This is a genomic window from Devosia geojensis, assembly GCF_000969415.1.
Lineage (GTDB): Bacteria > Pseudomonadota > Alphaproteobacteria > Rhizobiales > Devosiaceae > Devosia > Devosia geojensis.
Genome location: NZ_JZEX01000087.1, coordinates 1 through 26,034 on the forward strand (window position 1 = coordinate 1; position 26,034 = coordinate 26,034).

A 26,034-nucleotide genomic window follows, 5' to 3' on the forward strand; every position below is an offset into this window, starting at 1 on the left:
CCCCTATCCCCTCCCCTCAAGGGGGAGGGGGACGCATTGTGCCTGGGGCAGCATCTTGCCGGTCATCATTGCCCGGCGTGTCCGGGCAATCCAGCCGCGCCAGGTCGGCGCGAGAAGAGTCTTGTCCGGCGGACGCCAGTCGCCCGCATAAAGCGGGCGATGACGACCGGGAGGGAGTGGCAGGCCTGTGGTGATGGCCGGAAGAGTGGTGGAGAGTTGCCGCCGAAAGGGTTCTACGACACCAGGGTCGTTGCTTCGCGAAGGCCCATATCGGCACCTGCAACCACTGCAAGTCCCAGGTACGACAGCGAAATGAGCGCGACGGCTATGACGGCGCGCCGCAACGGGTAGCGGGCTTGGGTATCAGCATTGTCGAGGAAATACTGCTCCTCGTCACGGATGCGGTCGCGGCGAGGGCGATCGGCAAGCGTTGCGACATAGCTGGCCAGAAACAGGGTGTAGTCCATTTCATCCTCCTATGAGCACGAGCGACCTCTGCGACGCGGCGGCACTTCTCACCGTCTTGCCCGTATGACGAAAACCACTATAATGCGTTTAGCTGGTTTTGTAAACCATCAAAATGCACTTTGGAGGTTACGTGGTCGCGGCAAAGGACATCGATCTCGTAGGAGGGGCTCTGGCCCTCGATTTCGTCAATACGGCCGCCGGGCGCGGCACGCCCGGTTTCTTCGACCACCTGAAGGCCGGCGACGACCTTGCCGACTGGCTGGGGCACGCAGGTGTGCTCGAGGTCGAAGCGGCCGGCGACCTGCGCGGGAAGCTCGGGAGTCGAGGCGAGGGCGGGCTGCTGCAGCAGGCCCTGGAACTGCGCGAGGCGATCTACCGCGTCGGCGCGCAACTCGCCCACGGAAAAGCGGCGGACGAGGCCGACCTCGAAACGATCCGCGACAGCGCCCGCGAGGCGATGGCCTCCGCTCCGCTCGCCTGGAACGGCAAGGAATACCGCTTCGACTTTGCCGCGGGCCTGCCGGAAGCGGCGGTGCTGGGACCGATCGCCTGGTCGGCGCTCGAGGTTCTCTCCGCCGGCGGCTTCGAGCGCCTCAAGCAGTGTCCGAATTGCGGCTGGCTCTTCATTGACCGCAGCAAAAACAACTCGCGCCTCTGGTGCGACATGAGGACCTGCGGCAACCAGAACAAGGGCCGGCGGTTCCGCGCACGTCACTGACGCTATGCAAACCGTCATCGCGGTGCTATTGACCCTCGCCAACCTGAACGCGGGTGAGTCTCACCCGCCGCTTCGATTCCAACATTTCTGAACTGATCAGAAGGCAGGAAGGGTCTGGCCTTGGCGAAAATCATTACCACCATCACCGGCGATGCGGCGTTGACCTTCGACGACGTGCTGCTGCAGCCGGCGCGCTCGGATATCCTGCCGACGCAGACCGACATCTCGACATATGTGACGCGCGATATCGCGCTCAACCTGCCGATCCTCTCGTCCGCCATGGACACGGTGACGGAGTCGGCCATGGCGATCGCCATGGCGCAGGCCGGCGGCATGGGGGTGATCCACAAGAACCTCACCGCCGAGCAGCAGGCCGAGCAGGTGCGTCAGGTCAAGCACTTCGAGAGCGGGATGGTGGTCAATCCCATCACCATCGGGCCGGACGCAACGCTGGCCGATGCGCTGGCGCTGATGCAGGCGAACCGCATCTCGGGCATTCCGGTGGTCGAGAACGGCGGCAAGGGCGGGCGCACGACGGGCCGGCTCGTCGGCATCCTCACCAACCGCGACGTGCGCTTCGCCGACAACCCGCGCCAGCCCGTGCGCGAGCTGATGACCTACGAGAACCTCATCACCGTGCGGGACGGCGTCTCCAAGGACGACGCCAAGCGGCTGCTCCACGCCAACCGCATCGAGAAGCTCCTGGTCGTCGACAATGACGGCAACTGCGTCGGGCTCATCACCGTCAAGGACATCGAGAAGGCCCAGCTCAATCCCAACGCCGTCAAGGACGCGCAGGGACGGCTGCGCGTAGCGGCGGCCTCGACCGTGGGCGATGCCGGCTTCGAGCGCTCGCTGCAGCTCATCGACGCGGGGGTCGACCTGCTGGTGATCGACACGGCGCACGGGCACTCGATGGGCGTGCTGCAGGCGGTCGAGCGGGTCAAGCGCGAAAGCAATTCCACCCGGATCGTCGCCGGTAACGTCGCGACGGCCGAGGCGACGCGGGCGCTGATCGAGGCGGGCGCGGACTCGGTCAAGATCGGCATCGGGCCGGGCTCGATCTGCACCACGCGCGTCGTCGCCGGCGTCGGCGTGCCGCAGCTCGCGGCGGTCATGGCCTGCGCCGAGGAAGGCGCCAGGCACGGCGTTCCGGTCATCGCCGACGGCGGAATCAAATTCTCAGGAGATATGGCCAAGGCCTTGGCGGGCGGCGCTTCCTGCGTGATGGTCGGCTCGCTGCTCGCCGGCACCGACGAGGCGCCGGGCGAGGTCTACCTCTACCAGGGCCGCAGCTACAAATCCTATCGCGGCATGGGATCGGTCGGCGCCATGGGCGCGGGCTCGGCCGACCGCTACTTCCAGCAGGACGTGCGCGACACGATGAAGCTCGTGCCCGAGGGCATCGAGGGGCAGGTGCCGTACAAAGGGCCGGTCAGCGCCGTGCTGCACCAGCTCGCCGGGGGCCTGCGCGCCTCCATGGGTTACACCGGCGCCCATAACCTCAAGGACTTCCGCGAGAACGCGACGTTCGTCAAAATCTCGGGCGCGGCACTCAGCGAAAGCCACGTGCACGACGTGTCGATCACCCGCGAAGCGCCGAACTATCGCGGCGGGCGCTAGGAAGGAAGATTCAGGTTTGGCGCCGAGGTTACTCCAACCCCGATGTCATCCCGGCGAAGGCGGGACCCAGCCCTGAACGCTTCAGCATGCCCTGCGGGCTCGTCGGGCGATATTTGTTGCGTCATTCGTAGACCTCGCGGCTGTCAAGATATCACAGGATGGATCCCGGGCTTCGCCGGGATGACATCGCGTGTGGGGCGGCTTGACTGCCAAGCCCGAAACCTCATCCTGGGCTACTCGCTACTCGCTACTCGCTACTCGCTACTCGCTACTCGCTCAAAGGGTATTCCATGCGCCTTCCCGGCCGCCTTTCCGCCGCCATCGAGGTTCTCGCCGATATCGAAGCGCGCAGGCGCCCGGTTTCCGAAGCGCTTAAAGGCTGGGGGATCAACAACCGCTTCGCGGGAGCGGGTGATCGGGCGGCGATCGGCAACCTCGTCTACGATGCGCTGCGTAAACGCGCTTCGCATGCCCATGTCATGGGCAGCGACGATCCGCGCGCGCTGGTGCTGGCTGTGGCAGTGCGCGACTGGGGCGAGGACCCGCAGGCGCTGAACGCCGGCTTCGAGGGCGATACGCACGCGCCGGCGCCGCTGACGGACGAGGAGATCGCGCGGTTCGGACGCGGTGATGACACGCTGGCCGCAACCGGTAATGCAACGCGAGCGGATGTGCCGGAATGGCTGGAAGCCTCGCTCGAACGCGGCATCGGTAGCGACTGGGTTACGCAATTGCGTGCGATGACCGGCCGTCCGCCGCTGGACCTGCGGGTCAATCTGCTGAAATCCGGGCGTGAGCGTGTGGCAAAATCTCTGAAGCGCTTCGAGCCCTTGGAAACGGCGATCGCACCCAACGGGCTGCGCATGCCGGCGGGCGGACGCGATGCGCGTACGCCCAACGTCACGACGGACGAAGCCTATCTCAAGGGCTGGTTCGAGGTGCAGGACGAGGGCAGCCAGATCGTCTCGGCACTGGCGGGTGCCGCGCCGGGCGAGCAGGTGCTGGACCTCTGCGCCGGGGCCGGCGGCAAGACGCTCGCCACGGCTGCGGCCATGGGCAATACCGGGCAGATCTTCGCCTATGACAGCGACCGGGCGCGGCTGGCCCCGATCTATGAGCGTTTGAAGCGCAACGGCGTGCGCAACGCGCAGGTGCGGGCGCCGGAGGAGGGCGCGCTCGACGACCTCGCCGGCCGCATGGACCGGGTGCTGATCGACGCGCCGTGCACGGGCACCGGAACCTGGCGGCGCCGGCCGGACACGAAATGGAAGCTGACGCCGGACCTGCTGGCGCAGCGTACCGGTGAACAGGCGGCGCTGCTCGATGAGGCGGTGCGGTTCGTCAAGCTCGGCGGCACGCTGGTCTACGTTACCTGCTCGATCCTGCCGGAGGAGAACGTCGACCAGATCGCCGCCTTCCGGCCACGGCATCCGGAGTTTTCGGTTATCGACGCGGCTGGGCTTTGGGCGACGCAGCTCGAAGGGCCGGTCGCGGCGCTGAGCGATGCGCAGGGTGGACTGCTGCTGACGCCGCTGAGCACTGGCACGGACGGATTCTATTTCTGCGCTTTGCGACGTAACGCCTAGGAAGCGCTGGTTTTTGCGGCGGCATCGGCTCCATTGCTCCCGCTGGGGGAGGGATGAGGGGAATAGGCACCGATAGCCCCCATCCGCCGATGTCATCCCGGCGAAAGCCGGGACCCAGTACCCACTGGCCAGTCGGCCCTTGCACCGGCGCCACCACTCGCCTGGTTATCCCCGCGTAAGCGGGATCGCCTTGGGGCTCTACGGCACGAGCCGTACCCGCGCCGTTTACTGGGTCCCGGCTTTCGCCGGGATGACAGCCGGTGGGTGGGGCACGATGATGCCACAGGCCACCGATTGTTCCCCTCACCCCGACCCCTCCCCTCAAAGGGGAGGGGAGCGCCGGTCGCCGTTTCGCGGACCTACCCCGCCGCCGGCGAGAGCGTCGGCGTCGACGGTCGCGCCTCGAGCCGGCGCGCCCAGGCGATGACGGGAGCCTCGACAAACCGGAAGGAGAGCGTTGCGACCGCGAAGGTGATGGCGATGACGATTGCGCTGGCCATGGCGAAGGTTGCAGCGTCGTTGAGGGCGCCGTAGTCGAGGGCGGGCAGCCATAGTTCGCGCACCAGCTCCAGCACCAGCATGTGCCAGACATAGACGCCGAAGGAGACCTGCGCGACGTATCGCACCGGCGGATTGTCCAGCACGCGCCTGAGGAGAACGGACGAAGGAGCGGTAGCGAGCACCGCTCCGATCGCGAGGTGGAAGACGGGATAATCGTAGGGGACCCCGAACCAGCCCCAGGCCTCCGTGTCGACGCTCGTCGCCTGCATCCACAGGAGCCACCCGGCGGCAATGAGCGCGGCGAGCGCCACCGCATCGAAGAGCCAGGAGCGACGCCGGTCGAAAAGCACCTGCATGCCTCCTGCCAGAGCGCCGACGGCGAACATCGCAAAGAACGCGAACGGGTTGAAGCGCGGCATCCAGATCTTGGCGCCGCCCTGCAATCCGTATTCCCAGCCGCGCCCGATCGGATCGACCGGCACATAGGCGGTGAACGTGACGTGGAGAACGACGGCAAGGCCGATGACGGCGAGCCAGACGAGCCGTGTCGTCCACGATGGAAGGGCGCGGGGGAGGGCGAAGAGCGCCAGAAATCCCAATGGCAACATGGCGTAGGAGCTGATCTCGAAGCCGATGGACCAGAGCGGCCCGTTGATCTCGACGGGAAAGAGCGTCGTCCAGTGCCAGTCGGATATGAGGAAAAGCCCCGAGAGGTAGCGCGCCACAAGCCAGCCATCCGGCCGGAAGCCGAAGACGAGAATCGAGAGGACGAACGTGACGGTGAGCGCCAGCCAGAAGCCCGGCAGGATGCGCGCCGCGCGGCGCAGCGCATAGACCAAGAGATTCGGCATCGGCTCCCGGTTGTCGAGCGCACGCCAGAACGGGCGCGACAGCAGGAAACCGGACAGGACGAAGAAGACCGCGACGCCGAATCCGCCGGTGCCGACGAAGAACCGGACGGGCTCGAACGGTCCCATGTCGCCCCGCCAGTTCACCCGCTGCGCCAGGTGATGGACGAGGACGATGAGGCAGGCTGAGGCGCGCACGAAATCGGCGCCGTAGAGCCGGTTCTGCGTCATGGCCGTGAGACCTCTCGTACGCTCGCGTGCACCGCCCATGGAGCGGGGAACGCAGCCGTGCCGCCGCGGGTTCGCATATCGGCCTCAGCCATGGAGCTCGCGCGGAATGGGCGGCGCAACCTCGAAGCCCGAGAAGCGCACCTCGAGCCCCTCACCCTGCGGCGAGCACGCCATCGGACCGACCATGACAACATCGTCCATGTCGAGGTGACAGAGCCGGGCAAGGCGCCAGTCGCCCTCAGGCAGGCGGAACTCGACGCGCGCGAACCCGTAGAAGGTCGCGTTCCAGAAGTCGGTCTCGCGGCCGGTCCTGACCGTCAGCGTGTCGCCCTCGGCGCGCCACTCGGGCGGCGGATTGAGCCAGGGCAGGGGGATTGGCATCGCGTCTCCTCCGCGTCGATCCCGTCAGTTCTTGCATGGCAGCCATTTTCTGCAAAGTCGCACCCGCGCGCCGCTTGCGGAATCGTGGCCGGATCGATAAAGCCTCGCCATGACGGAACATGTCCAATCCATCCTGATCGTCGACTTCGGCTCGCAGGTGACGCAGCTCATTGCGCGCCGCATCCGCGAGACCGGTGTCTACTGCGAAATCCATCCATTCCAGAACGCGGCCGCCGCCGTCGCGGCGATGCAGCCGAAAGGCATCGTCCTTTCGGGCAGCCCCGCTTCGACGCTCGACGAGAACGCGCCGACCGTCGCTCCCGAAATCCTCGCGGCCAATGTGCCGATCCTCGGCATCTGCTACGGCCAGCAGGCGCTCTGCGTCGCGCTCGGCGGCAAGGTGGAAGGCGGGCACCACCGCGAGTTCGGGCGCGCCGAAGTCAAGGTGCAGAAACTTTCGGCGCTCTATGAAGGGATCTGGGACCTCGGCACCGAGCACCAGGTATGGATGAGCCATGGCGACCGGGTGGTCGCGATCCCCGAGGGCTTCGAGGTGATCGGTACCTCGCCGGGCGCGCCGTTTGCGATGATCGCCAATGAAGAGCGACGCATCTACGGCGTGCAATTTCACCCGGAGGTGGTGCACACGCCCGATGGGGCGAGGCTCTACGCCAACTTCGTCTACAATATCTGCGGCATCGCGGCCACCTGGACCATGGCCGCGTACCGCGAGAAGATGGTCGAGAAGATCCGCGAGCAGGTGGGCTCCGGCCGGGTGATCTGCGCGCTTTCGGGCGGCGTCGATTCCTCGGTCGCGGCGGTGCTGATCCACGAGGCGATCGGCGAGCAGCTGACCTGCATCTTCGTCGATCACGGCCTGATGCGCCTCAACGAGGCCGACGAAGTGGTCTCGATGTTCCGCGAGCAGTACAACATTCCGCTCGTGCACGTGGATGCGGCTGACCGCTTCATCGGCGCGCTCGAGGGCGAGAGCGACCCGGAGGTCAAGCGCAAGACCATCGGGCGGCTCTTCATCGAGACCTTCGAGGAAGAGGCCGAAAAGCTCGGCGGCGCGCAGTTCCTGGCGCAGGGCACGCTTTACCCGGACGTCATCGAGAGCGTCTCCTTCACCGGCGGCCCGTCGGTGACCATCAAGAGTCACCACAATGTCGGGGGCCTGCCCGAGCGCATGAACATGAAGCTCGTCGAGCCCTTGCGCGAGCTCTTCAAGGATGAGGTGCGCGCTCTCGGCCGCGAACTCGGGCTGCCCGAAAAATTCGTCGGCCGCCACCCTTTCCCGGGCCCGGGCCTTGCCATCCGCTGCCCCGGGGGCGTCACGCGCGAGAAGCTCGACATCCTGCGCAAGGCCGACGCCATTTATCTCGACGAGATCAGGAAGGCCGGCCTCTACGACACCATCTGGCAGGCCTTCGCGGTGCTCCTGCCGGTGCAGACGGTCGGCGTCATGGGCGACGGGCGCACCTACGAATTCGTCTGCGCGCTGCGCGCCGTCACCTCCGTCGACGGCATGACCGCCGACTTCTACCCCTACGACATGGCCTTCCTCGGCAAGACCGCGACGCGGATCATCAACGAGGTGCGCGGCATCAACCGCGTGGTCTACGACGTGACCAGCAAGCCGCCGGGCACGATCGAGTGGGAATGATTCAGGCCCATCTGGACGCCGCAATTAAGGCCTTGAGGCCAAAAGACAAAATGTACAAGGTCGCGGATCGCGACGGCGTGTATGTCTGCGTCATGCCATCAGGTCACATATCCTTCCGGCTGGATTATCGGCTGAATGGGCGACGCGAAACGGTCTATCTCGGCAAGTATGGGCGTGATGGCATTTCGCTCGCGGGCGCGGGAGCTGTGCCGGGATGCGAGGCGAGCGATCAGAGAGGGACGTTCACCGGCAACTGAAAAGCAGCGTGAAAAGCGCCGACTGAAGGAGGCCAAGAGCTTCGGCCAGTTCGGTGAGAAGGTGGCCGGTCAATGCCCCGATGGCGGACAGCACACGGGCGATGCGTCGCGCCATCTTTGAACGTGAGCTGCTCCCGGTCTGGCGCAATCGCCTGCTCACGGAAATCACGCCTGACGACCTGCGGGCGCACTGCGCTAAGAATTGGTGGGGGGCCGCCCGCATCCGGCGTTTCGGAACTGGAATCGGACGTCAGCGATCGCTTCTTCTACGGGGAAGAAGGCAGCGGAACAGTGAGAGCCATTCGCCGGCCCCGTCTACGGCGAGACGCCCCTCGCAAGTCAAGCTGGCGCCGTTCAATGCCCAGCTGCCCGCAAATCGTCGGAATGTCCCGCCGCCAGCCGCCCATAGACAGTCAGGTCGAGCAGACGGTAGCTGTTGTCCATCGTCTCGACGCCGCGACGGGTGGTCCAGTAGGTCTCAAACACTTCGGACCCGCGCCTCAAATAGCAAACGAGGTGCATCATTCCGATGCGGCGGCCGACGAGCAACGTATCGAGTGAATCCTTGGCCGAGTACCAAGGCATCTTCCAACCCATGAAATCGCGGTACCGGGCGCTCTCCTCATAAGACCCCTGGCTGAAGGTGGCGTAAGTGACGTCCCGGGAGTGTATGTGGGAGAGTTCGTGCACCTGCGTGGTGAAGAAGGTGCAACCCTCGCATTGCTCGGGTGCCGGCTGGCCTTCGAACCACATGTAATAATAGGCGATGAGCATCTGGCGCCCCTCGAACGCGTCCAGCAGCGTTGCCGGCCCATTCTCGCCGATAAGGGACGTGGCACCATCGACCTTTACCATCGGAAGTCGCCGGCGGGCCGCCGCGATTGCGTCACCCTCTCTGGTGTGCGCCTTTTCCCGAATGCGCAAGGCATCCAGCTGGGCCTGAAACGTCTCTCGATCGACGACCTCAGGTGCCGCAGAGTTTACGTTGTCGTCAGACATGATCGTCTCCTGTCGTTTGATGGATGGCGCTCGGCTTGGTGTGTCGGGCGTTGGCCCTGCGCTCACTCGGCAGGGGCCAGCGCCGACGCAGGCGTCTGCGAAACCATATCGGGGGCTCGTTGCGTGACAATCAGGATGGCTGCAAGGAAAGCACAAGTGGCGGTCACAAAGAGCGGTGCCGTTGTTCCAAGGCTGTCGACAGCGATACCGCCGGCCATGGCGCCCAGCGTGATGCCGAACTGAATGACAGCCAGAAAGAGCCCACCCACGCCTTCGAGCTGATCGGGCGCGGCGCGACCCATCCACGTCTGGGTCATCACCGGTCCCGCGCCTATGGCGATGCCCCAGGCAGCAGCGAAGGCAAGCACCGCGAGGTAGCTGGCGCTGAGGCTCAACAGGCCTATGGTGGCGATGCCAAGCACCAGGAACGTCGTGGCGAAGCCGTTGCGAAGCATGCGATCGGCGAACACGCCAGCAATCGCGCTCCCGAGCAGACTGGCGAGACCGAGGACCAATAGAACGGGAGCGATTGAAGTCGCATCGAGCCCGCCTTCGGTTTCGAGATAGGGCCGCATGAAGGTGAAGCCGCACACTTCTCCGCCAAAGAACAGAAGTCCGACGATCAACCCCACCCGCACGTGCCGGCGCTTGAGCAAGCCGACGAGGCTCGAAAGGCTGGTTGCACCCGCCGCGGGCACGCTCGGCAGGCAGATGGCCTGCAAGAGCAACGCGAGCAAACCGGCCCCGGCTGCGGCCATGAACGCCGCTCGCCAGCCGAATGCTTCCCCGATGAGGGTACTCGTCGCCGGGGCGACGACCAGGCCTGCGGAAAGGCCCATGAATACGATCGACATGCCCTTGCCCATGTCTTGGATGGAGACAAGCCGGACGACGGTCGCACCAGCCAGGGCAAAGAAACCGCCGATGGCGATGCCGAGCAGCGTACGGGCGGCAAGCAGCACGAGATAATCTGCCGTGAGCGCGACTGCGATGTTGGAGGCAACCACAAGGGCGCAGAGCCCGAGGTTGATCAGCTTGCGGTCCACACGGCCGATGATGAGCGCCACCGTCGGCGCTGCGATGCCGGCAAAGATCGCCGTAAGGGTCACCGCCTGACCGGCGGCTCCTTCCGTGACGCCCAGATCGGCAGCCATGGGCGTGAGTACCGCCATCGGCAGCAATTCACTGCTGATCAGGGCAAAGCTTGCGAAGGTGAGCGAAACGACCGACAGCCAGGTCGAAAGAGGCCATGCGTTGCTCTTGAGGATCGGTTCAGACATCTTGTCCTCCCAGTTCGATTGTCGCCGTTCGCGGCAGTTGCACGAGGCTAACGCCGGCGCGACATCGAGCGGGAGTGACAAATGTGTCGGGATTGAACCGGCCCATGGGAGGATCGGTCCTCCCGGATCGCGCTTCACCCAGTTCAGGCAGAGTTTGCCCGGGTGGTCGTGCGCGCCATCACGGTCATTCCGCAGTTCTTCCCGTCCTCCAGAAGCAGAGATAGCAGCGTTACAGGGACCGCGCGGGTTTGTCCGAAGGGCGTCGCAGCGCGAGCGCATCGAGATCGATCTTCAACGCCGCAACGTACGGCCGGATGCTCGTCTCAGCCTCTCAGCGTTGCCAGGACGATGACGATCGCGAGAGCGATATCCAGCATGAAACAGAACTCGGCCATCGATCGCACGACCACCTTGTTCTTCACATGGTGATAGACGTCCCAGCCGGCATGTGCGGCCAGTCCGGCCGCGACCAGCAGCGCTCCCACAAAGGGACTGATGAACAAGGCCGCGATGGCCAAACCGCCGAAAACGATCATCGCAATGGCTTGCAGCGGCAGGTTCTGATTGGGGCGCCTCAGGGCACGGATCACGCCATACGCGGCGAAGAGGCCAGCGAGGACAAGCATCGCCCACGTCGCATCGAGCGGTATGAAGCCGAGCCTTGCGAGGGTGATCACCACCACCGACAATAGGAATACCGGCCAGGCAATCCATGGGATCTCCAGGGCAGCCGCTGCCAGATACACAAGACCCGAAGCGGCGACGATCGCGGCAAAATCCGTGCCGTGCTCCGTACCGTTGAGAAGTTCGATCGAAAGGAAAGCGGCGAACGCCAGGCCGATTGCGCCAGGCCACCATTGTATCGACCGCCAGCCGGACACAGGGGGTCGGGGCGCCGACCTTGATGCTTGCGATGATTCAGCCATGGTTCCTCCCGCTCGCGGCCGGAGTAGTCCCTGGCGACCGCCAACGTGGACACTAGCAGGCGCGCCGTGTTGTCAGGAATGACAAAAGAATGATAATTCCTGCCAATGCTGCAGCATGTCGTCATTGCCGTCTACCCGGATTTCGAACTGCTGGATGCGGCCGGCCCGGCCTCCGTTTTCGCATCCGCCAATCACGCACTCGCAGAGGATGGAGAGCCTCATCGCTACGCCGTGCATTTGGTCTCGCCGACCGGTGGTGCGGTGCCGAGCAGCAGCGGCGTCGTCGTCGAAACCAAGGCACTTGGGCAGGTGCCACGACAGCTTGACACAATCCTGGTGGCCGGGGCAGAGGCCGGGGCGATCACCGCAGCGGCCCGGACGCCGGAGCTGGGGCGGTGGTTGTCGCGGAGTGCGTCGTCCGTCAGACGGCTCGGGTCGGTTTGCGCCGGCACCTTCGTGCTTGCAGCGGCGGGACTGGTGGATGGCAAGCGCGTTGCCACGCACTGGAGCGCCTGCGAACCGCTGGCGCGGCTCTATCCCTCGCTTACGGTCGACGCCGATGCTCTCTATGTCGTCGAAGGCAACGTCTGGACATCGGCCGGGGTGACCACCGGTATCGACATGGCGCTCGCCATGGTCAACGAGGATCTCGGCGGCATGATTGCAAGCCGGGTGGCGGAGCGCTTGGTCCTCTACGCACGTCGTCCCGGCTATCAGTCTCAGTTCAGCCCGCTACTACGTGCCCAGGCGAAAGCCGATGGTCCTTTCGCCGATCTCCTGGTGTGGGCGCAGGCCAATCTCGATACCGCGCTGGATGTGCCGAGCCTTGCGGCTAGGGTCAGCCTCTCGGAGCGGACGTTTCACAGGCGGTTTGTCGCCGCGATGGGCGAGACGCCGGCACGATATATCGAGACCGTGCGGCTGGATGCGGCACGTATCCTGCTCTCACAAGACCTTCCATTGAAGGAAATCGCAAGGCGGGTGGGACTTGCGCCGACCGCGCGCTTCACCCAGGTCTTCCAAAGACGCTTCGGCGTGACGCCGCGACTTTTTCGTGAGACCCATGGGAGCAGGTGAACCACGTTGGGGGCAACGCCCAGCTCACTATAACAAATGTCCGTCAATGGTCCTAAGAGTACCGGAGCAGTCGGCTCGCTTCCGGCACTACCGGGCTGGTTCACCAATGCTCTGGAACTCACGGTCCGCGATGCGCCTTATTCCCGACTTTCGACGCCTCAGCCTCTCCTCCCAAAGCTGACGTTCTAAGCTCCGCCAACATCCAAGGAAAATAAAGGCGGAGAGCCGTTGACATGGCACTAGTTTTACGCTTATTCGTATTAGTGATACGTATAAGGAACCTCTTTTGGCCCGTCGAGCTACGCAAAAGGACGTCGCGCTACGCGCCGGGGTTTCCCAGGCGGCGGTATCGATGGTGCTCGGTGGTGGCGTTGAATCGTCGCTTCCAAGTGAAACCGTCGAGCGCATAAAGTCTGCGGCCAAGGAGCTCGGCTACGTGCCCAATCGCCTGGCCCGGGCACTCAAAACGCGTCGTACGATGACGATCGCCTGCGTCGTTCCGGACATCACCAACCCCTTCTATCCAGCCCTGATCCGGGGCGTACAGAAGATCGCCCAGACCCACGGCTATGATGTGATCACGCTCAACAGCGACGGCGATGCCGGTAGCGAGCGCCATTTCATCGAATGGGCGCTCGAAGGCCGGGTCGATGGCGTGGTTGGGGTGTTCTTCACCCTTCGCGCGACCGACCTCAAGGTCCTGCTCGACCATTCGATCGCCGTGGTGCGCATTGAATCCTCGCGCAAGATGGGGGGCGCCCTGCCCATAGACGATATTTTCGTCGATAGCCGCTCGGCAGCGACGGAAGTGGTGCAGCGCCTGATCGCGCTCGGACATCAGCGCATCGCAATGGTGGCGGGCATCGGCGGGCCCCAGGGCGTCCGCGTTGAGGGTTATCGCGAAGCGCTGGCTGCGCACCATCTCGAGCCGCTCGTCGTCATTGAACACAGCTTCACCGAGACCGCTGGTCACGACGCAGCCAATGCCATCCTCGACAGCGGCTTTGCGCCTACAGCGATCTTTGCGGCCAACGACCTGATGGCCATCGGCGCCATGCAGGCGCTGCGCAATCGCAAGATCGCCGTGCCCGACCAGATTGCCGTCGTCGGCTTCGACAATATCGCCGCCGCGCCTCTGGTCACGCCAGCCCTCACTACGGTGACCCAGTTTCAAGATCGCATGGGCGAACGCGCCGCCGAGATCCTGTTGCAACGCCTGAGCGGGGCGATTTCCGGCCCCGGCACGGTTCACGAAATGCCCTTCGAGCTCATCGAGCGCGGATCGGTTTAGTCACATAGCTTCTTGGAGGAGAACATGACCGCGTCTATCGTTTCCAGAGCAGCCATCGCCCTGATGGCTAGCACCGCCTTCACCCTCGCGGCCCAGGCCGAAGGGCCGATCAGTTGGTGGTATGAAACCGCCACGCCGGAACAGCAGGGCGTCATCACCCGCAATATCATCGAACCGTTCAATGCGTCCCATCCCGGCGACACACTGAGCATCGACTATCGCGGCGCCCAGCTTGACAACCAGATGCGAGTGGCGCTCCTGTCCGGCAGCGGCCCGGATATCGTCTACACGGCAGGCCCGAGCTATGTCGCGCCCATGGCGCAGGCCGGGCAGTTGCTGGCGCTCGATCAATATGCCGAACAGTTCGGCTGGAACGACCGTATCCTGCCGGTCTTTCTCGAAATGGGCAAATATAACGATCAGCTCTATGCCCTGCCCAAGACCTATGAAACGCTGGGCCTGTTCTACAACGCCACGCTGTTCGAAGAGCATGGCTGGTCGGTGCCGACCACCATCGCGGAACTGGAAACCGTCGCCGACGCCATGCTGGCGGAAAACATCGTGCCGTTTTCGGCCGGCAACGCGCTTTGGCGCCCGACCAATGAGCACTATGTCACCATCGTCTTCAACTCCATCGCCGGCCCCGAGGCTGTCTACCAGGCGCTGAAGGGCGAAATCCCATGGACCTCCGAGCCTTTCGTCAAGGCCATCGACAAGCTCGATGAATGGTGGGGCAAGGGTTATTTCGGCCCCAACTACTTCTCGCTCAATGGCGAGCAGCAGGTGGCCCAGCTCGCCAATGGCCAGGCCGGGATGATGCCTTCGGGCACCTGGCAGTTCCAGCACATCAACACCTATTTCCCGCCGGCCAATGCGGAAGCGGGTTTCGTCGGCTTCCCGAGCGCCGATGATGTGGGCGAGCCGGTCTTCGCGCTGGGCGTCGGCTCCACCTTCTCTATTGCCGCGACCTCACAGAATCCGGACGGGGCCGCCGCCGCTATCGACTTCATCTTCTCTGATGAAACCTATGCCAGCATGAACACCGAATGGCAGGGTGAATGGAACACCCCACTAAAGGATCTTTCCGGCATCACCTTGGGTGAAGGCGTTCTGCCGCTCTATGCTGAAGCCATGCAAACCCTAGCGCAGTCGGTGTCCGAGGGCGAATACGGCTATACGACCTGGACCTTCCTGCCGCCCGCGACCGTATCGTTCCTCGTCAGCGGTATCGAAGAAGTCTGGCTCGACCGCACCGATACCGTGCAATTCCTCGAACAGCTGGACGCCACCTTCCAGCAGGAATTGGCCGAGGGCAAGGTTCCCGCCATTCCCGCTCGTTAAGACCTCCCACGAGTCTGGGGCGGCGGTACGTCGCCGCCCTTTATGGCGGAGCTTCACATGCATCGACTTTACCTCCTTCCGACGCTGCTCATTAACGTCGTCATCATCCTGGTGCCGGCCATGCTGACCATCGCCCTGGCCTTCTTTCGCTGGGATGGCATCTCGATGCCTGTCTTCATTGGCCTCGGCAATTTTCACGCCCTGTGGGCCGACCGCGTCTTCTGGACGGCACTGACCAACAATATTATCTGGACGCTGCTGTTCCTGACCGTGCCCATCGGCATCGGGCTGCTCGCCGCCACTCTTCTGCTGGTGGCCCGCCGCGGCAGCATGTTTTTCCAGGTCATCTATTTCCTGCCCATGATCATCGCGACGGCCATCCTGGCGCGCGTCTGGCAGGGCATGATCTATAGCCCGGTTTCAGGGGTGAACGGCATGCTGCAACGCATGGGCTTTCCCACACTCGATCCTCTGACCCAGCCTTCCACCGCGCTGATCGGCATCGCCACGGTTGATCTCTGGCACTGGTGGGGATTTCTCTGCGTCATCTTCTTCGCCGCCCTGCGGCAAGTGCCCCAGGAGCAGGTAGAAGCCGCGCGCATCGAAGGCGCCTCCTTCTGGCAGATGATGCGCTATGTGCTCCTGCCCGGCATCCGGCCCACGATAACGCTGATGATGATCATGACGGTGATCTGGTCCTTCCTCGTCTTTGACTTTGTCTACATCCTCACCCAGGGCGGTCCCGCCTTCTCGAGCGAAGTTCTCTCCACGCTGGCATATCGCAGCGCCTTCTATGACCTGGCCGTCGGAAAGGCCGCGGCCGTGGCCGTCATCATCTCGATCTTTGGTCTGATTGCCACCGCTTTCTACATTCGCGAACAAGCCCGGGAGTTCGACCAATGAGACTGATCGAAAGCCGCGCCACGCTTTTGCTCACCTATGCGATCCTGACGATCCTGCTGGTGATCACGCTCTTTCCCATCGCTCTGTTGGTGCTGAACTCTGTCAAGCCCGCCGCGCAGATCATCCAGAACCCGCTGGCCTTGCCGGAAACCTTCCGCTGGGACAACTTTACGCGCGCTTGGAACGACGCCCGCTTCGGCACGACGATGCTAAATTCGGCGATCCTTTCGGGCCTCACCATCGTTCTCGTTTGCACGACCGGATCGCTCACCGCCTATGTGTTGGCAAGGCGCAAGATCAAGTCCTGGAAGATCGTGACCTTCTATCTTCTGGCTACCACCACCGCACCGATCCAACTCTTCCTTTTTCCGCTCTATTTCGGCTTTGCCCGGCTGGGGCTCATCAACAATGCCGTCGCGGTCTCGGTGGTCTACACCGCCATCTGGTCGCCTTTCGCGGTCATGCTGCTGCGGACCTATTTCCTGGCCGTGCCCAAGGAACTCGAAGAGGCTGCGCTGATTGATGGCGCCACGCATTGGCAGGTTTTCACCAAGGTCATGCTGCCTATCGTGTCGCCCGGCATCCTGACTGTTGCACTGATCATCGGGCTTTATTCTTGGAATGAATTCCTGATCGCCACGACCTTCCTGCAGCGCGCAGATACCTCCACCGCCATCGTTTCCTTCTTCCTGCTGTCTGGTCAGTACAGCAGCGACTGGGGTGAGATCATGGCTGCAGCGCTGATCATCGTCCTGCCCGTCATCATCCTTTTTGTCCTGCTGCAGCGCCGCTTCATCGAAGGCATGGCTGGCGGCTCGGTGAAGGGCTGACCAAATCTGAATTCTGAGGAGAAGAAAAATGTCCGTTCCCAACGATTACCTCGAGCGCGTCTATGCCGGGGTTCTGGGCAAGCTGATCGGCGTCTATCTGGGCCGACCCTTCGAAGGCTGGACCTATCAGCGCATCATGGAGGAGCTGGGCCCAATCGAATATTATGTGCACGACCGGCTTAATCAGCCGCTCGTGGTAACCGACGACGATGTGGCCGGCACCTTCACCTTCATCCGAGCGCTTGAGGACTACGGGATTTCGCCCGATCTCAGCGCCGAGGATATCGGCAAGGCCTGGCTCAATTACATGTGCGAGGAACGCTCGATCCTGTGGTGGGGTGGCAATGGCAATTCCACCGAACACACGGCCTGGCTGAACCTCAAAAAGGGGATCAAGGCCCCTGCCTCCGGCTCAGTCGCCACCAATGGCAAGGCTGTGGCTGAACAGATCGGCGCGCAGATCTTCATCGATGGCTGGGCAATGGTCGCCCCAAATCAGCCGCAGCTCGCCGCAAAACTGGCCGAGCAAGCCGGCAAGGTCAGCCATGACGGGGAATCCGTCTACGCGGCTATGCTCTGGGCGGCCATGGAAGCCGAAGCCTTCCGTACCAAGGACATCAATACGCTGATCGATGTCGGCCTGTCGGTCATTCCCGCCGACAGCCTCATCGCCAAGCTTATTGCCGACATTCGGGCCTGGCACAAGCAACATGCCGACTGGCGCGACTGTCGCCAGCTCATCGAAGACAATTACGGTTATGACAAATATCCCGGCAATTGCCACGTCGTGCCCAACCACGCCCTGATGATCATGTCGGTGCTCTACGCGCCGGACGATTTCCAAAAGGCGCAGATGATCGTCAACACGTCAGGCTGGGATACCGACTGCAATGCCGGAAATGTCGGATGCCTCATGGGCATCATGCTCGGTCTGGACGGCATCGAGAACGGTCCGGACTGGCGTGGCCCGATTGCCGACCGCCTGCTGATCTCCTCGGCCGACGGGGGCAATTCGATCAACGACGCCGTCCGTACGGCCTATTATCTGGCCAATATCGGCCGCAAGCTGGCTGGCGTCGGCGAGTTGGACAGCCCCAAGGTCGGGGCGCAAATGCACTTCTCGCTGCCCGGCAGTCAGCAAGGCTTCCGCCCGGGTGGCAGCGCCGGCGGCAGCAGCAATCCCGTACTGCGCAATGTCGCATTCGAAGGCGGCCGCGCGCTTTCCATCCAGTATGAAGCGCTTGGTCCCGGTCAGGCCGCTGTCGCAACGACGCCGACATTCTCGCCGCTCGAAATGCTCAACATGCGCACCTATGACCTGATGGCGACACCGCTCGTCTATCCCGGTCAGACGCTCAAGGCCAGGGTCGTGGCGCCTAAGAGCAACAAGGGCGATGTGAAAGTCCGGCTGCGCCTGCGGGTCTACGACGCGGCAGACCAACTACGCGACGTAGACGGCGAGGCCCACCGCCTCGCGCCCGGATCAGAAACCGTTATCGAGTGGCGCCTGCCGGAGTTCGACGGCCAGCCGATCGCCGAAATCGGTCTTGCCATCACCGGCCACGGCCGCCGCGCTGACGGGGCGGTTCTGCTTGACTACATGCGCTGGGACGGAGCAGCCGAGCTCACCCTCCGCCGTCCGCAGGGCGACAGCGATTTCTGGCGCATGGCGTGGGTTAACGGCGTGGACTTCTTCTCCAAGCGTTTCCCGCCCAGCTTCCGCATTTCCCAGTCACGCGAAGAGGGCATGGTCTCACATGGCACGCGCCAGTGGACTGACTATGCGCTCAAGTCCGACATCATGGTGCATCTGGGCAATTACGGCGGCGTGGCGCTGCGCGTGCAGGGTCTACGCCGCTATTACGGGGTGCGCGTCACGCGCAACAACACGCTCGAAATCGTGCGCGTACGCGACGACGAGATGACGGTGCTCGCGTCGACCGACTTCGCGTTCGAGTTCGAAACCAAGCTCACCTTCGACGCCAAGGTGGTCGGCAACACCATCTCCGCCACCGTCAACGGCACGCCGATCTCCGCCACCGATCTGAGCGCCGATGGCTTTGCCAATGGCGGCATTGGCCTGGTGGTCCATGAAGGTGCGCTGTCCACGGATGCGATCAGCATCGCGGCTGCTGCCTGAACGTCTTGAGAGGAGAGCACCATGGCTCCAGTACGCATTGAAGACGTCAAGAAGTCCTACGGTGGCGTGGCGGTCATGCATGGCGTGTCGGTCGATATCGAACACGGCGAATTCGTGGTCCTGGTCGGCCCCTCCGGCTGCGGCAAGTCCACACTGCTAAGGATGATTGCCGGACTGGAAGACATCACCGAGGGGACGATCCGGATCGGGGACAGGGTGGTCAACGACCTGCCGCCCAAGGCCCGGGATATCTCCATGGTGTTCCAGAACTACGCCCTTTATCCGCACATGACTGTGGCGGAAAACATGGCCTTCTCCATGACCCTGGCCAAGGCGCCCACCGAAGAGAAGAAACGGCGCGTGGCCGAGGCCGCGGAAATCCTCGGACTAACCGATCTCCTGGGCCGCTATCCCCGCCAGCTTTCCGGCGGACAACGCCAACGCGTCGCCATGGGCCGCTCGATCGTGCGCAATCCGCAGGTCTTCCTGTTCGACGAACCGCTTTCCAATCTCGACGCCAAGCTCCGCGTAGCCATGCGCGCCGAGATCAAGAGCCTCCACAAGCGGCTCGGCACAACGATCGTCTATGTCACCCACGATCAGGTCGAAGCCATGACCATGGCGGACAAGATTGTCGTCATGCAGGCCGGCAAGGTGGAGCAATATGGCACCCCGCTTGAACTCTACGACAATCCCGCCAACAGCTTCGTAGCCCAGTTCATCGGTTCCCCCTCGATGAACCTGCTGCCGGTGGTGAATAAAGGCGGCACGGTTTTCCTACGCTCCGGCCCGCCGACGGGGCTGCAGGCCCCCTTAGGCGTTGCCGAAGGCAGCCAGTTCCTCCTGGGCAAACGGCCCGAGCACATCACCATTGCCGCAACAGGGGTCAACGCCCAGGTCAAGGTGGTTGAGCCGACCGGTTCGGAGACATTCGCGGTGCTGACCGCCGGAAGCGACGAAATCGTCTGCCTGCTGCGGGAACGGGTGATGCTGACAGACGGTCAGGCTGTTCAGCTTTCACTAGAGAAGGGCGACACCTACTTCTTTGACCAAATGACTGGCAATCGGCTCGCGATATAGCCGAATCTTAGGTCCACCCCGCCACCATAATCCAGATTTTCAGCTATGAGCAGCATGCCCCAAGGGGCGCAAATTCTGCATTGCGCCCAAATCGGTCGCTAGCAGCGCCCTTCCGCTATCCCAAGCTGCGGCCGATGGACGCTAGTTGAAGGCTGCCGTCTCGCAATAGTCCAGCGCCGCTTCCAAGCCGTCGATGAAGGGTATGGCGAAAGCCTGGGTCAATTGCTGGCGTCGCCCTGCATAGGCGCCCGAACCCAGAACGACAGCGCCCGAACCGGACGCCCGCGATGCCTCTACCATGGCGGCCAAAGCGGCCTCGGCTCTCTCGGTCATGGCGGCAGTTTCGGACACGCCGATACCAGTCGCGCGCACCGAACAGCGGCCGCTCATGCCGTAAGTTTGCACCAGCGCCGCAATGGTGGGCACTGCCGCCTCGACCGTGGTTACGACGTCGAAGTTTGCATGGCGCACGGCGGCAGCTCTGATCCCGGCTTCGGCCATGCTGATGACCGGCGCGGCCAGCGCCAGACGAGCTTCGGCAATGGCGATGTCGTCGAAACAGGCGAGGATAAAGCCATCGTAGGCGCCAGCCGCCCGGCCGATAAGCTCCAGCACATGCGGCACCGCAGCGGCGCGATCCTGCGGCGTCTCGATAGCGAAGGGTCCCAGCTTCGGGTTGACCACATCCAGTGCTGTACCCGCCGGGGCACAGGCCTCGGCCGCCCGGCGCACCCGCTCGGTCATGGCAGCATTGGTATTGGGATTAATGACCAGCAGTCGCCTGCTGGTCATGGGATGGTTAGCGCGATCCATCACCGCCCCGCCAGCCGGTCGGGCAGCCACATGACGATATCAGGCACCAGCATGATGAGGATGACGAAGCCGATCAGCACCCCGACATAAGGCAGCGCGCCCTTGACCACATCGTTGAAACTGCCGCCATCGCGCCTGAGGCCATGCACCACGAAGAGGTTCATGCCGACAGGTGGCGTGATGAGGGCGATCTCGCACATCAGGATGATGAAGATGCCGAACCAGATCGGATCGACGCCAACGGCGGCGACCATCGGCACGGCAATCGGCACGGTCAGCACCAGCATGGACATCGCATCCATGAACATGCCCAGCACCACATAGAAGGCGATCAGCACCAGCAGCAGGGTGAAGGCTTCCAGCCCGAACCCCACCACCCATTGCGTGACCACCTGTGTAGCCCCCAGCATCGAAATGGTGACGTTGAGCAGCAACGCGCAACTGAGCACGATCACGGTCATGCCGGTGGTGCGCGCCGCCTGCATGCAGCAGTTGAGCAGCAGCGCCCAGGTGAGCCGCTTCATTGTCCCGACGATGGCCAGGGCGATGACCACGCCCAGCGCCGCGGATTCGGTTGGTGTTGCCAGTCCGCCATAGATGGAGCCCATCACTACCCCGAAGATCAGGAGGGGCGGGAAGAGGTATTTGAGATAGCCGATCTTGGTGCGCAGCGAGAGTTTAGGTAGTTCGACATCGCGTCCGCTGTTGCTCTGGAAGATGGCGATATAGAGCGAGAAGCACAGCGCCAGCAGGATGCCGGGGATCAGCCCGGCGGCAAACAGTTGCCCCACCGAGGCATTGGCTAGCGAGCCATAGACCAGCAGGTTGATCGAGGGCGGGATCAGTATGCCCAGCGTTCCGCCTGCCGCCAACGACCCCAGTGAGGCGCTGATCGGATAATTGCGCTGGTTGAGGGCGGGCAGTGCGATGGTGCCCACGGTTGCGGCCGTCGCCACCGACGATCCGGACGTCGCCGAAAACAGGGCGCTGGTGGCGATATTGGTATGCAGCAGGCCACCCGGCAGGCGATCGAACCACACGGCGAATGCGTCGAACATCTTGTCGGCAATGCCGCCGCGCAGCAGCAGTTCGCCCAGCAGCATGAACAGCGGGATGGCCAGGATCGAGGGCGAATTGAAGCTGGTCCAGACCACGCCGCCCATCATGTCGACGAGCGGCATGCCGTAGAACACCATCCCCCCAAGCGCCCCCACGGCGACGATGGCGACAGCCACCGGAATGCCTAGGAACATAAGGGTCAGCATGATGGCAAAGCCTATACCAACGATGGTGATGCTCATTGCTGCAACCCGTCGCGCGTCTTGAGGTCGGCCAATTCGGCCTCCAATTCATCCTGTGGTGAACCGGGCCCGAACCTTCGGTCCAGCGTCGTCCAGTCACCCCGGATGGCCAGCAGGGTGGCGCGCGACGCGATGGCGATCGTGCCGATGGTGAAGGCCAGCATGGCAACCAGCCAGACCGATTGCGGATAGATCAGCGGCGTTGCCCAGGGGGTCTGGGCGATGGAGCGATAAGCCAGCGTGTCCTGAACCGTATTGAATGTGAAGTAGAGCAGGAACAGCGCCAGCAGGCCCAGGGACACCGCCGCCGCCACGTTGAGCATGGCCCGTGCCCGCAACGGCAGTTTGCCATGCAGGACATTGATGCGGATATGGGCCTGTTCATAGGCGGTGACGAGGAAGGCCAGTGGCGCGACGACCGCGACAGCATAGCCGCCTAGCTCGTCGATGCCCCCCATGGAGTGGGAGAAGAACTTCCGCAGGATGGTCTCTGCGGCAATCGCGAATGACAGCGCGATCATGATCGCACCAAAGGTGATGCCAGACAGTTGCGCTATGCGTTTCATGGATCTTCTCCCACCTGGCTGGAGTCAGAGGCCGAGCTGTACGCCGACCGTCTCGCGCCACCTGGCTTCGCACTCGGCGAAAACCGCGTTGCACTGCTCGGCCCAGACCGGCAATGACACCTCGCTCACCGCGGCCGCGACGGTCGCCGCGTCGGCCTCTGAAACCGTCGCCCGCTTCAGCGCATACGAGGTTGCCAGCGAACAGGGCGTCTCGCCGCTGTTACAGCGCATGGCGTCGGCATACAGCTCCTCGGAATAGGTCCAGATGTCGTCAGTCAGGGTTGTGATCGCCGTCTGCAGCTTGCCCTGGTCCTCGGCGGACATGGCGTTCCACTTGTTGAGGTTAATGGCATAGCCGTTGACGGCCATCTGCAACGCGAGTGGAAGGACAGTGGTGGTGGATTCCGGCCAGCCGCCCGAATTGGCCGACGCCGGGCCGGTCACCGCACAGTCGACGACGCCGCGTGCCAGCGACTGCTGCACTTCGCCAAACGGCATCGGCACGCCTGTGGCGCCGAGGCCCGCCATGAAGTTGGCAGCGCTTTGGTCGCCGACGCGAACCTTGAGTCCGTGGAGGTCCGCCAGCCCCGAGATTTCAGGCTTGCAGAAGATGATCTGGGGGCCGGCAGGCCAGACGCCGAGCAGCTTAGCGTTGAACTGGGTTTGCAGGCGCTGGTCAACCGTATCGTAGAAGGCGTCGATATGCGCTCTGCCGCTTTCATAGCTGGTATTGAGGCCGATCAGATCGAAACCCAGGATCGAAGGTTCGTCACGGCTCACCTGCGGGCCGCGTATGGAGACGATATCAAACAGGCCCGACTTGAGAACCCGCAGACCATCAGAATCCGGAATGCCAGCCACATCGACCGGTAGGTACTGCACGGACACATCCAGACCGGTATTTGCTGCCAGCGCCTCGAAGAAGGGCTGCTCCTTGTTTTGGGCGATAAGCCCTGAGCCGGCGGGCTGGCCGAGCACCTTGAACGACAGCGACTGCGCATAGGCGGCGGGAGCGAACAGCGCGGCGACGGCCAAGGCTGTCAGGATCGAACGGTTGATCATATCAGTTGCCTTCCTGGTCAGTGCCGCTACCGGTCCGGAAACCATGTGGCGGTCTATCCCTGAAGCCCCGAAGGGGCCGCCAACCGGGATGGCTGGCATGACAAGCGATGCAGATTTCATGCCAACAGTGTATGAAACTGTGATTTCGTAGATAAGTAAGCTACTTACGGGATGGAAGACGAAATTCTGGTTTCGCTAAGGACGAAGATACTGACTAGAGTTTCAGCAAATCGCTACACCATTGCTAAATAAGGCGGCAGTCAGAGTTCGTTGAGGCTGTCATTGGCTGCCTCGATGCGGCGCAGCCGGTTCCGGCCGGTCGAGGCCGACAGGTCGATCGTCCGGGTGATCAGCACATGGCACAGCGCCATCACCGAGACATGGTTGAACAGCGGGCCGGTCGAGGCCGTGTGGCAGCGCAGGTGCCACCGGGCCCGGCGATCGGGCTCGATGCCCTCGTCGGTCACATAGGCCAGCGGTGCCTTGCTCGCGGCCAGGTAGTCCAGCAAGGCCTCCATGCCGGCGACCCGCCTGCGCAGCCCCAGGACGATGACACAATCGTCGGCGGAGACGCTCGCCAGATGCTCGCCCAGCGTCTCACCGCCGCCCGGAATGGAGACGACATTCTCAATCACCTGGGTCAGCTGCCAGCGCAGGTAGTCGGCCAGCGGATGGCTCGCACGAAAGCCGACGATCCACACCTTGCGAGCCCCGAGCATAGCCTTGGCCACCGCATCGATCTCGGCCTGGGGAATGGTCGTGAAGGTCTGATCGAGGTTGGCCTTGCTCTGTTCGATGGCCGCCAGCAGCGGTGCCTCGGGATTGGCGTCGCCGGGATGGCCGAGGAACAGGCGGGACCCGGATCGCTGGTCTTCGCGGGCATGACGGCGCGCCTCGTCATAGCTGGCATAACCAAGTCGTCGCACGAACCGCGACACCGTTGCCTTGGACACGTTGGCCAGCCGCGCCAGTTCCTGGGCATCATAGCTTGCCAGTTCCCCGGGAAAGTCGCAGAGAAATTCGCCCAGCCGCCGTTCGGCAGGATGTAAGTCCGGCAGTGCGGCCCGGATGCGACCGAGGAAGGTCTTCGGCAAAGCCTGTTTCACGCACGCGCTCCTGAAACTGAGGTTTCATCGACGCTAGCGTAGGGGAAGTCCGCGATAAAGTGGCTTCTGAAATCGGGAGCCCGCGATCGTAGGCGATGCATCTGCCTTCCGACCCGACGTTGACGATCCGTTCGGCAAGCCCAGCCTCAGAAGTATGGTCTGAAGCGCGCGCCATTTTCGTCATCCGCTCCTGCATTGTGCTATCCTAAAGGCGGACATACGACCTATCGTGATTAAGCGCTGATCAGCGGTATCGACCATAGAGATGCGCCCGCATAGCGCGTATTAGGTGCGCTTCGAACCGAGCAGGAATTCGATAATGGCGTCGCGCACGTTGTCGATGTGCCGGCCCATAACCTGGCGCGACATTTCGGGGTCGTTACCGGCGACGGCATTGATCATTGTGAGGTGCTCGGAGGCGCCGGGCATCAGGCGCTTCGGGATGCGGGCAGTATTGAACAACCGCGTGCGGCGCCGCAGGTCACGGATCGTGGCGGCGACGAGGGGATTGCCGGCCGCATCGGCGATGGCGCCATGCACGAGATCATCCACCGCCCAGTGCTGGGCGGGCGTGGGCGCGGGAATGTCCATCAGCGTCTCGATGCTGGCGGTCACCTGTGCAACAAGCTCGGGCGTCAGGCGGCCGGTGGCGCGTCCCGCCGCCTCAACCTCGAGGATGCGGCGCATATCGAGGGTGAAGATGAAGTTCTCGATCCCCACATTGCTCACCACCGGCGCCCGGCCGTGACTGCGGGTGATCATCTGCTCTGCCTCGAGCCGGCTCAGCGCCTCGCGCAGCGGCGTGCGTGACATCGACAGCATGTCGGCAAGCCTTCGCTCCTGCAGCATGGTGCCGGGCGGAATCCGGCCCGACAGGATAAGGTCCAGCAGGCGTGTGTAGGCGAGCTCGCTGAGGCTCGTCGCCTCGGCGGTATCGAGCATGGAGACGACTTCGGCGCCAGTTTGGGAAATGCTCACGCGACCCCCATTGAATTGGTACACCAATGCCATACCATATTCTCGACTGAAAGATGAATGGG

The 26,034-nt window shown here is 63.4% G+C and carries 23 protein-coding genes and 1 pseudogene; 12 read left to right on the top strand and 12 right to left on the bottom strand.

From position 1 onward, the window contains the following. Positions 1 to 233: 233 nt before the first annotated feature. Positions 234 to 467 carry a hypothetical protein gene (locus VE25_RS08070; protein ID WP_046108101.1) on the bottom strand — a complete coding sequence of 78 codons (234 nt, stop codon included), beginning with the start codon at positions 465 to 467 and terminating at the stop codon, positions 234 to 236. A gap of 131 nt (positions 468 to 598) precedes the next feature. On the opposite strand from VE25_RS08070, the gene VE25_RS23300 reads away from it, so the two are divergent. The 3 genes from VE25_RS23300 (at position 599) to VE25_RS08085 (ending at position 4,395) form a co-directional block, all read left to right on the top strand. After that, entirely contained in the window at positions 599 to 1,186 is a 588-nt protein-coding gene (locus tag VE25_RS23300) for a CGNR zinc finger domain-containing protein (protein ID WP_052731812.1), read from the top strand. Between the two features lie 120 nt (positions 1,187 to 1,306). Beyond that, a complete protein-coding gene (gene guaB / locus VE25_RS08080; RefSeq protein ID WP_046108103.1) occupies positions 1,307 to 2,809 on the top strand; it encodes an IMP dehydrogenase in 1,503 nt (500 codons plus the stop codon). A 290-nt stretch (positions 2,810 to 3,099) separates the two neighbouring features. Next, positions 3,100 to 4,395 (top strand): RsmB/NOP family class I SAM-dependent RNA methyltransferase, encoded by a 1,296-nt coding sequence (locus VE25_RS08085; protein ID WP_046108104.1) that lies wholly within the window; start codon positions 3,100 to 3,102, stop codon positions 4,393 to 4,395. A gap of 359 nt (positions 4,396 to 4,754) precedes the next feature. Here the strand turns inward: VE25_RS08085 and VE25_RS08090 are convergent, their stop codons facing one another. Both VE25_RS08090 and VE25_RS08095 read right to left on the bottom strand, forming a co-directional pair. Next, positions 4,755 to 5,975 carry an acyltransferase family protein gene (locus VE25_RS08090; protein ID WP_046108105.1) on the bottom strand — a complete coding sequence of 407 codons (1,221 nt, stop codon included), beginning with the start codon at positions 5,973 to 5,975 and terminating at the stop codon, positions 4,755 to 4,757. 84 nt (positions 5,976 to 6,059) lie between these two features. Beyond that, on the bottom strand, positions 6,060 to 6,356 hold the full coding sequence (locus VE25_RS08095) for a DUF1349 domain-containing protein (protein WP_046108106.1): 297 nt from the start codon (positions 6,354 to 6,356) through the stop codon (positions 6,060 to 6,062). 109 nt (positions 6,357 to 6,465) lie between these two features. Here VE25_RS08095 and guaA point away from each other — a divergent pair, with 109 nt between their 5' ends. Further along, positions 6,466 to 8,022, top strand: a complete 1,557-nt coding sequence (gene guaA / locus VE25_RS08100; protein WP_046108107.1) for a glutamine-hydrolyzing GMP synthase — start codon at positions 6,466 to 6,468, stop codon at positions 8,020 to 8,022. Continuing rightward, positions 8,019 to 8,479, top strand: a pseudogene (locus tag VE25_RS08105) (Arm DNA-binding domain-containing protein); the annotation flags it as partial. The gene guaA and the pseudogene VE25_RS08105, both read left to right, overlap by 4 nt. A gap of 154 nt (positions 8,480 to 8,633) precedes the next feature. Here VE25_RS08105 and VE25_RS08110 read toward each other — a convergent pair. The 3 genes from VE25_RS08110 to VE25_RS08120 form a co-directional block, all read right to left on the bottom strand. Beyond that, entirely contained in the window at positions 8,634 to 9,278 is a 645-nt protein-coding gene (locus VE25_RS08110) for a DUF899 family protein (RefSeq protein WP_083988797.1), read from the bottom strand. A 62-nt stretch (positions 9,279 to 9,340) separates the two neighbouring features. Further along, positions 9,341 to 10,558: an MFS transporter gene (locus VE25_RS08115; protein WP_046108108.1), complete on the bottom strand. Its 1,218-nt coding sequence runs from the start codon at positions 10,556 to 10,558 to the stop codon at positions 9,341 to 9,343. A gap of 323 nt (positions 10,559 to 10,881) precedes the next feature. Beyond that, on the bottom strand, positions 10,882 to 11,484 hold the full coding sequence (locus tag VE25_RS08120; protein ID WP_046108109.1) for a hypothetical protein: 603 nt from the start codon (positions 11,482 to 11,484) through the stop codon (positions 10,882 to 10,884). 105 nt (positions 11,485 to 11,589) lie between these two features. Between VE25_RS08120 and VE25_RS08125 the strand changes: the two genes are divergently transcribed. The 7 genes from VE25_RS08125 (at position 11,590) to VE25_RS08155 (ending at position 20,146) form a co-directional block, all read left to right on the top strand. After that, on the top strand, positions 11,590 to 12,561 hold the full coding sequence (locus VE25_RS08125) for a GlxA family transcriptional regulator (RefSeq protein ID WP_046108110.1): 972 nt from the start codon (positions 11,590 to 11,592) through the stop codon (positions 12,559 to 12,561). A gap of 286 nt (positions 12,562 to 12,847) precedes the next feature. Beyond that, positions 12,848 to 13,852: a LacI family DNA-binding transcriptional regulator gene (locus VE25_RS08130; protein ID WP_046108111.1), complete on the top strand. Its 1,005-nt coding sequence runs from the start codon at positions 12,848 to 12,850 to the stop codon at positions 13,850 to 13,852. 24 nt (positions 13,853 to 13,876) lie between these two features. Then, a complete protein-coding gene (locus VE25_RS08135) occupies positions 13,877 to 15,193 on the top strand; it encodes an ABC transporter substrate-binding protein (protein ID WP_046108112.1) in 1,317 nt (438 codons plus the stop codon). 57 nt (positions 15,194 to 15,250) lie between these two features. Next, the gene (locus VE25_RS08140; protein WP_083988799.1) at positions 15,251 to 16,096 is read left to right on the top strand and encodes a carbohydrate ABC transporter permease; all 846 of its coding nucleotides are present in this window, start codon (positions 15,251 to 15,253) and stop codon (positions 16,094 to 16,096) included. Beyond that, positions 16,093 to 16,926 carry a carbohydrate ABC transporter permease gene (locus tag VE25_RS08145; RefSeq protein ID WP_046108114.1) on the top strand — a complete coding sequence of 278 codons (834 nt, stop codon included), beginning with the start codon at positions 16,093 to 16,095 and terminating at the stop codon, positions 16,924 to 16,926. The genes VE25_RS08140 and VE25_RS08145 overlap by 4 nt, the downstream gene beginning before the upstream one ends. A 28-nt stretch (positions 16,927 to 16,954) precedes the next feature. Then, a complete protein-coding gene (locus tag VE25_RS08150; protein ID WP_046108115.1) occupies positions 16,955 to 19,066 on the top strand; it encodes an ADP-ribosylglycohydrolase family protein in 2,112 nt (703 codons plus the stop codon). Between the two features lie 21 nt (positions 19,067 to 19,087). After that, positions 19,088 to 20,146, top strand: coding sequence for an ABC transporter ATP-binding protein (locus VE25_RS08155; protein WP_046108116.1), 1,059 nt, complete (start codon positions 19,088 to 19,090; stop codon positions 20,144 to 20,146). Positions 20,147 to 20,287: 141 nt separating this feature from the next. Here the strand turns inward: VE25_RS08155 and VE25_RS08160 are convergent, their stop codons facing one another. From VE25_RS08160 to VE25_RS08185, 6 genes are all read right to left on the bottom strand, one after another. Next, the gene (locus VE25_RS08160; RefSeq protein ID WP_046108117.1) at positions 20,288 to 20,959 is read right to left on the bottom strand and encodes an aspartate/glutamate racemase family protein; all 672 of its coding nucleotides are present in this window, start codon (positions 20,957 to 20,959) and stop codon (positions 20,288 to 20,290) included. Next, complete coding sequence (locus tag VE25_RS08165; RefSeq protein WP_046108118.1) at positions 20,959 to 22,260, bottom strand: TRAP transporter large permease; 1,302 nt, start codon at positions 22,258 to 22,260, stop codon at positions 20,959 to 20,961. Before VE25_RS08165 ends, VE25_RS08160 begins: the two co-directional genes overlap by 1 nt. Continuing rightward, positions 22,257 to 22,826, bottom strand: a complete 570-nt coding sequence (locus VE25_RS08170; RefSeq protein ID WP_046108119.1) for a TRAP transporter small permease subunit — start codon at positions 22,824 to 22,826, stop codon at positions 22,257 to 22,259. Before VE25_RS08170 ends, VE25_RS08165 begins: the two co-directional genes overlap by 4 nt. Positions 22,827 to 22,850: 24 nt before the next feature. Beyond that, positions 22,851 to 23,888 carry a TRAP transporter substrate-binding protein gene (locus VE25_RS08175; protein ID WP_046108120.1) on the bottom strand — a complete coding sequence of 346 codons (1,038 nt, stop codon included), beginning with the start codon at positions 23,886 to 23,888 and terminating at the stop codon, positions 22,851 to 22,853. A 260-nt stretch (positions 23,889 to 24,148) separates the two neighbouring features. Then, entirely contained in the window at positions 24,149 to 24,994 is an 846-nt protein-coding gene (locus VE25_RS08180) for a MurR/RpiR family transcriptional regulator (RefSeq protein ID WP_046108121.1), read from the bottom strand. 285 nt (positions 24,995 to 25,279) lie between these two features. Then, complete coding sequence (locus VE25_RS08185) at positions 25,280 to 25,972, bottom strand: GntR family transcriptional regulator (RefSeq protein ID WP_160299964.1); 693 nt, start codon at positions 25,970 to 25,972, stop codon at positions 25,280 to 25,282. Positions 25,973 to 26,034 lie beyond the last annotated feature (62 nt).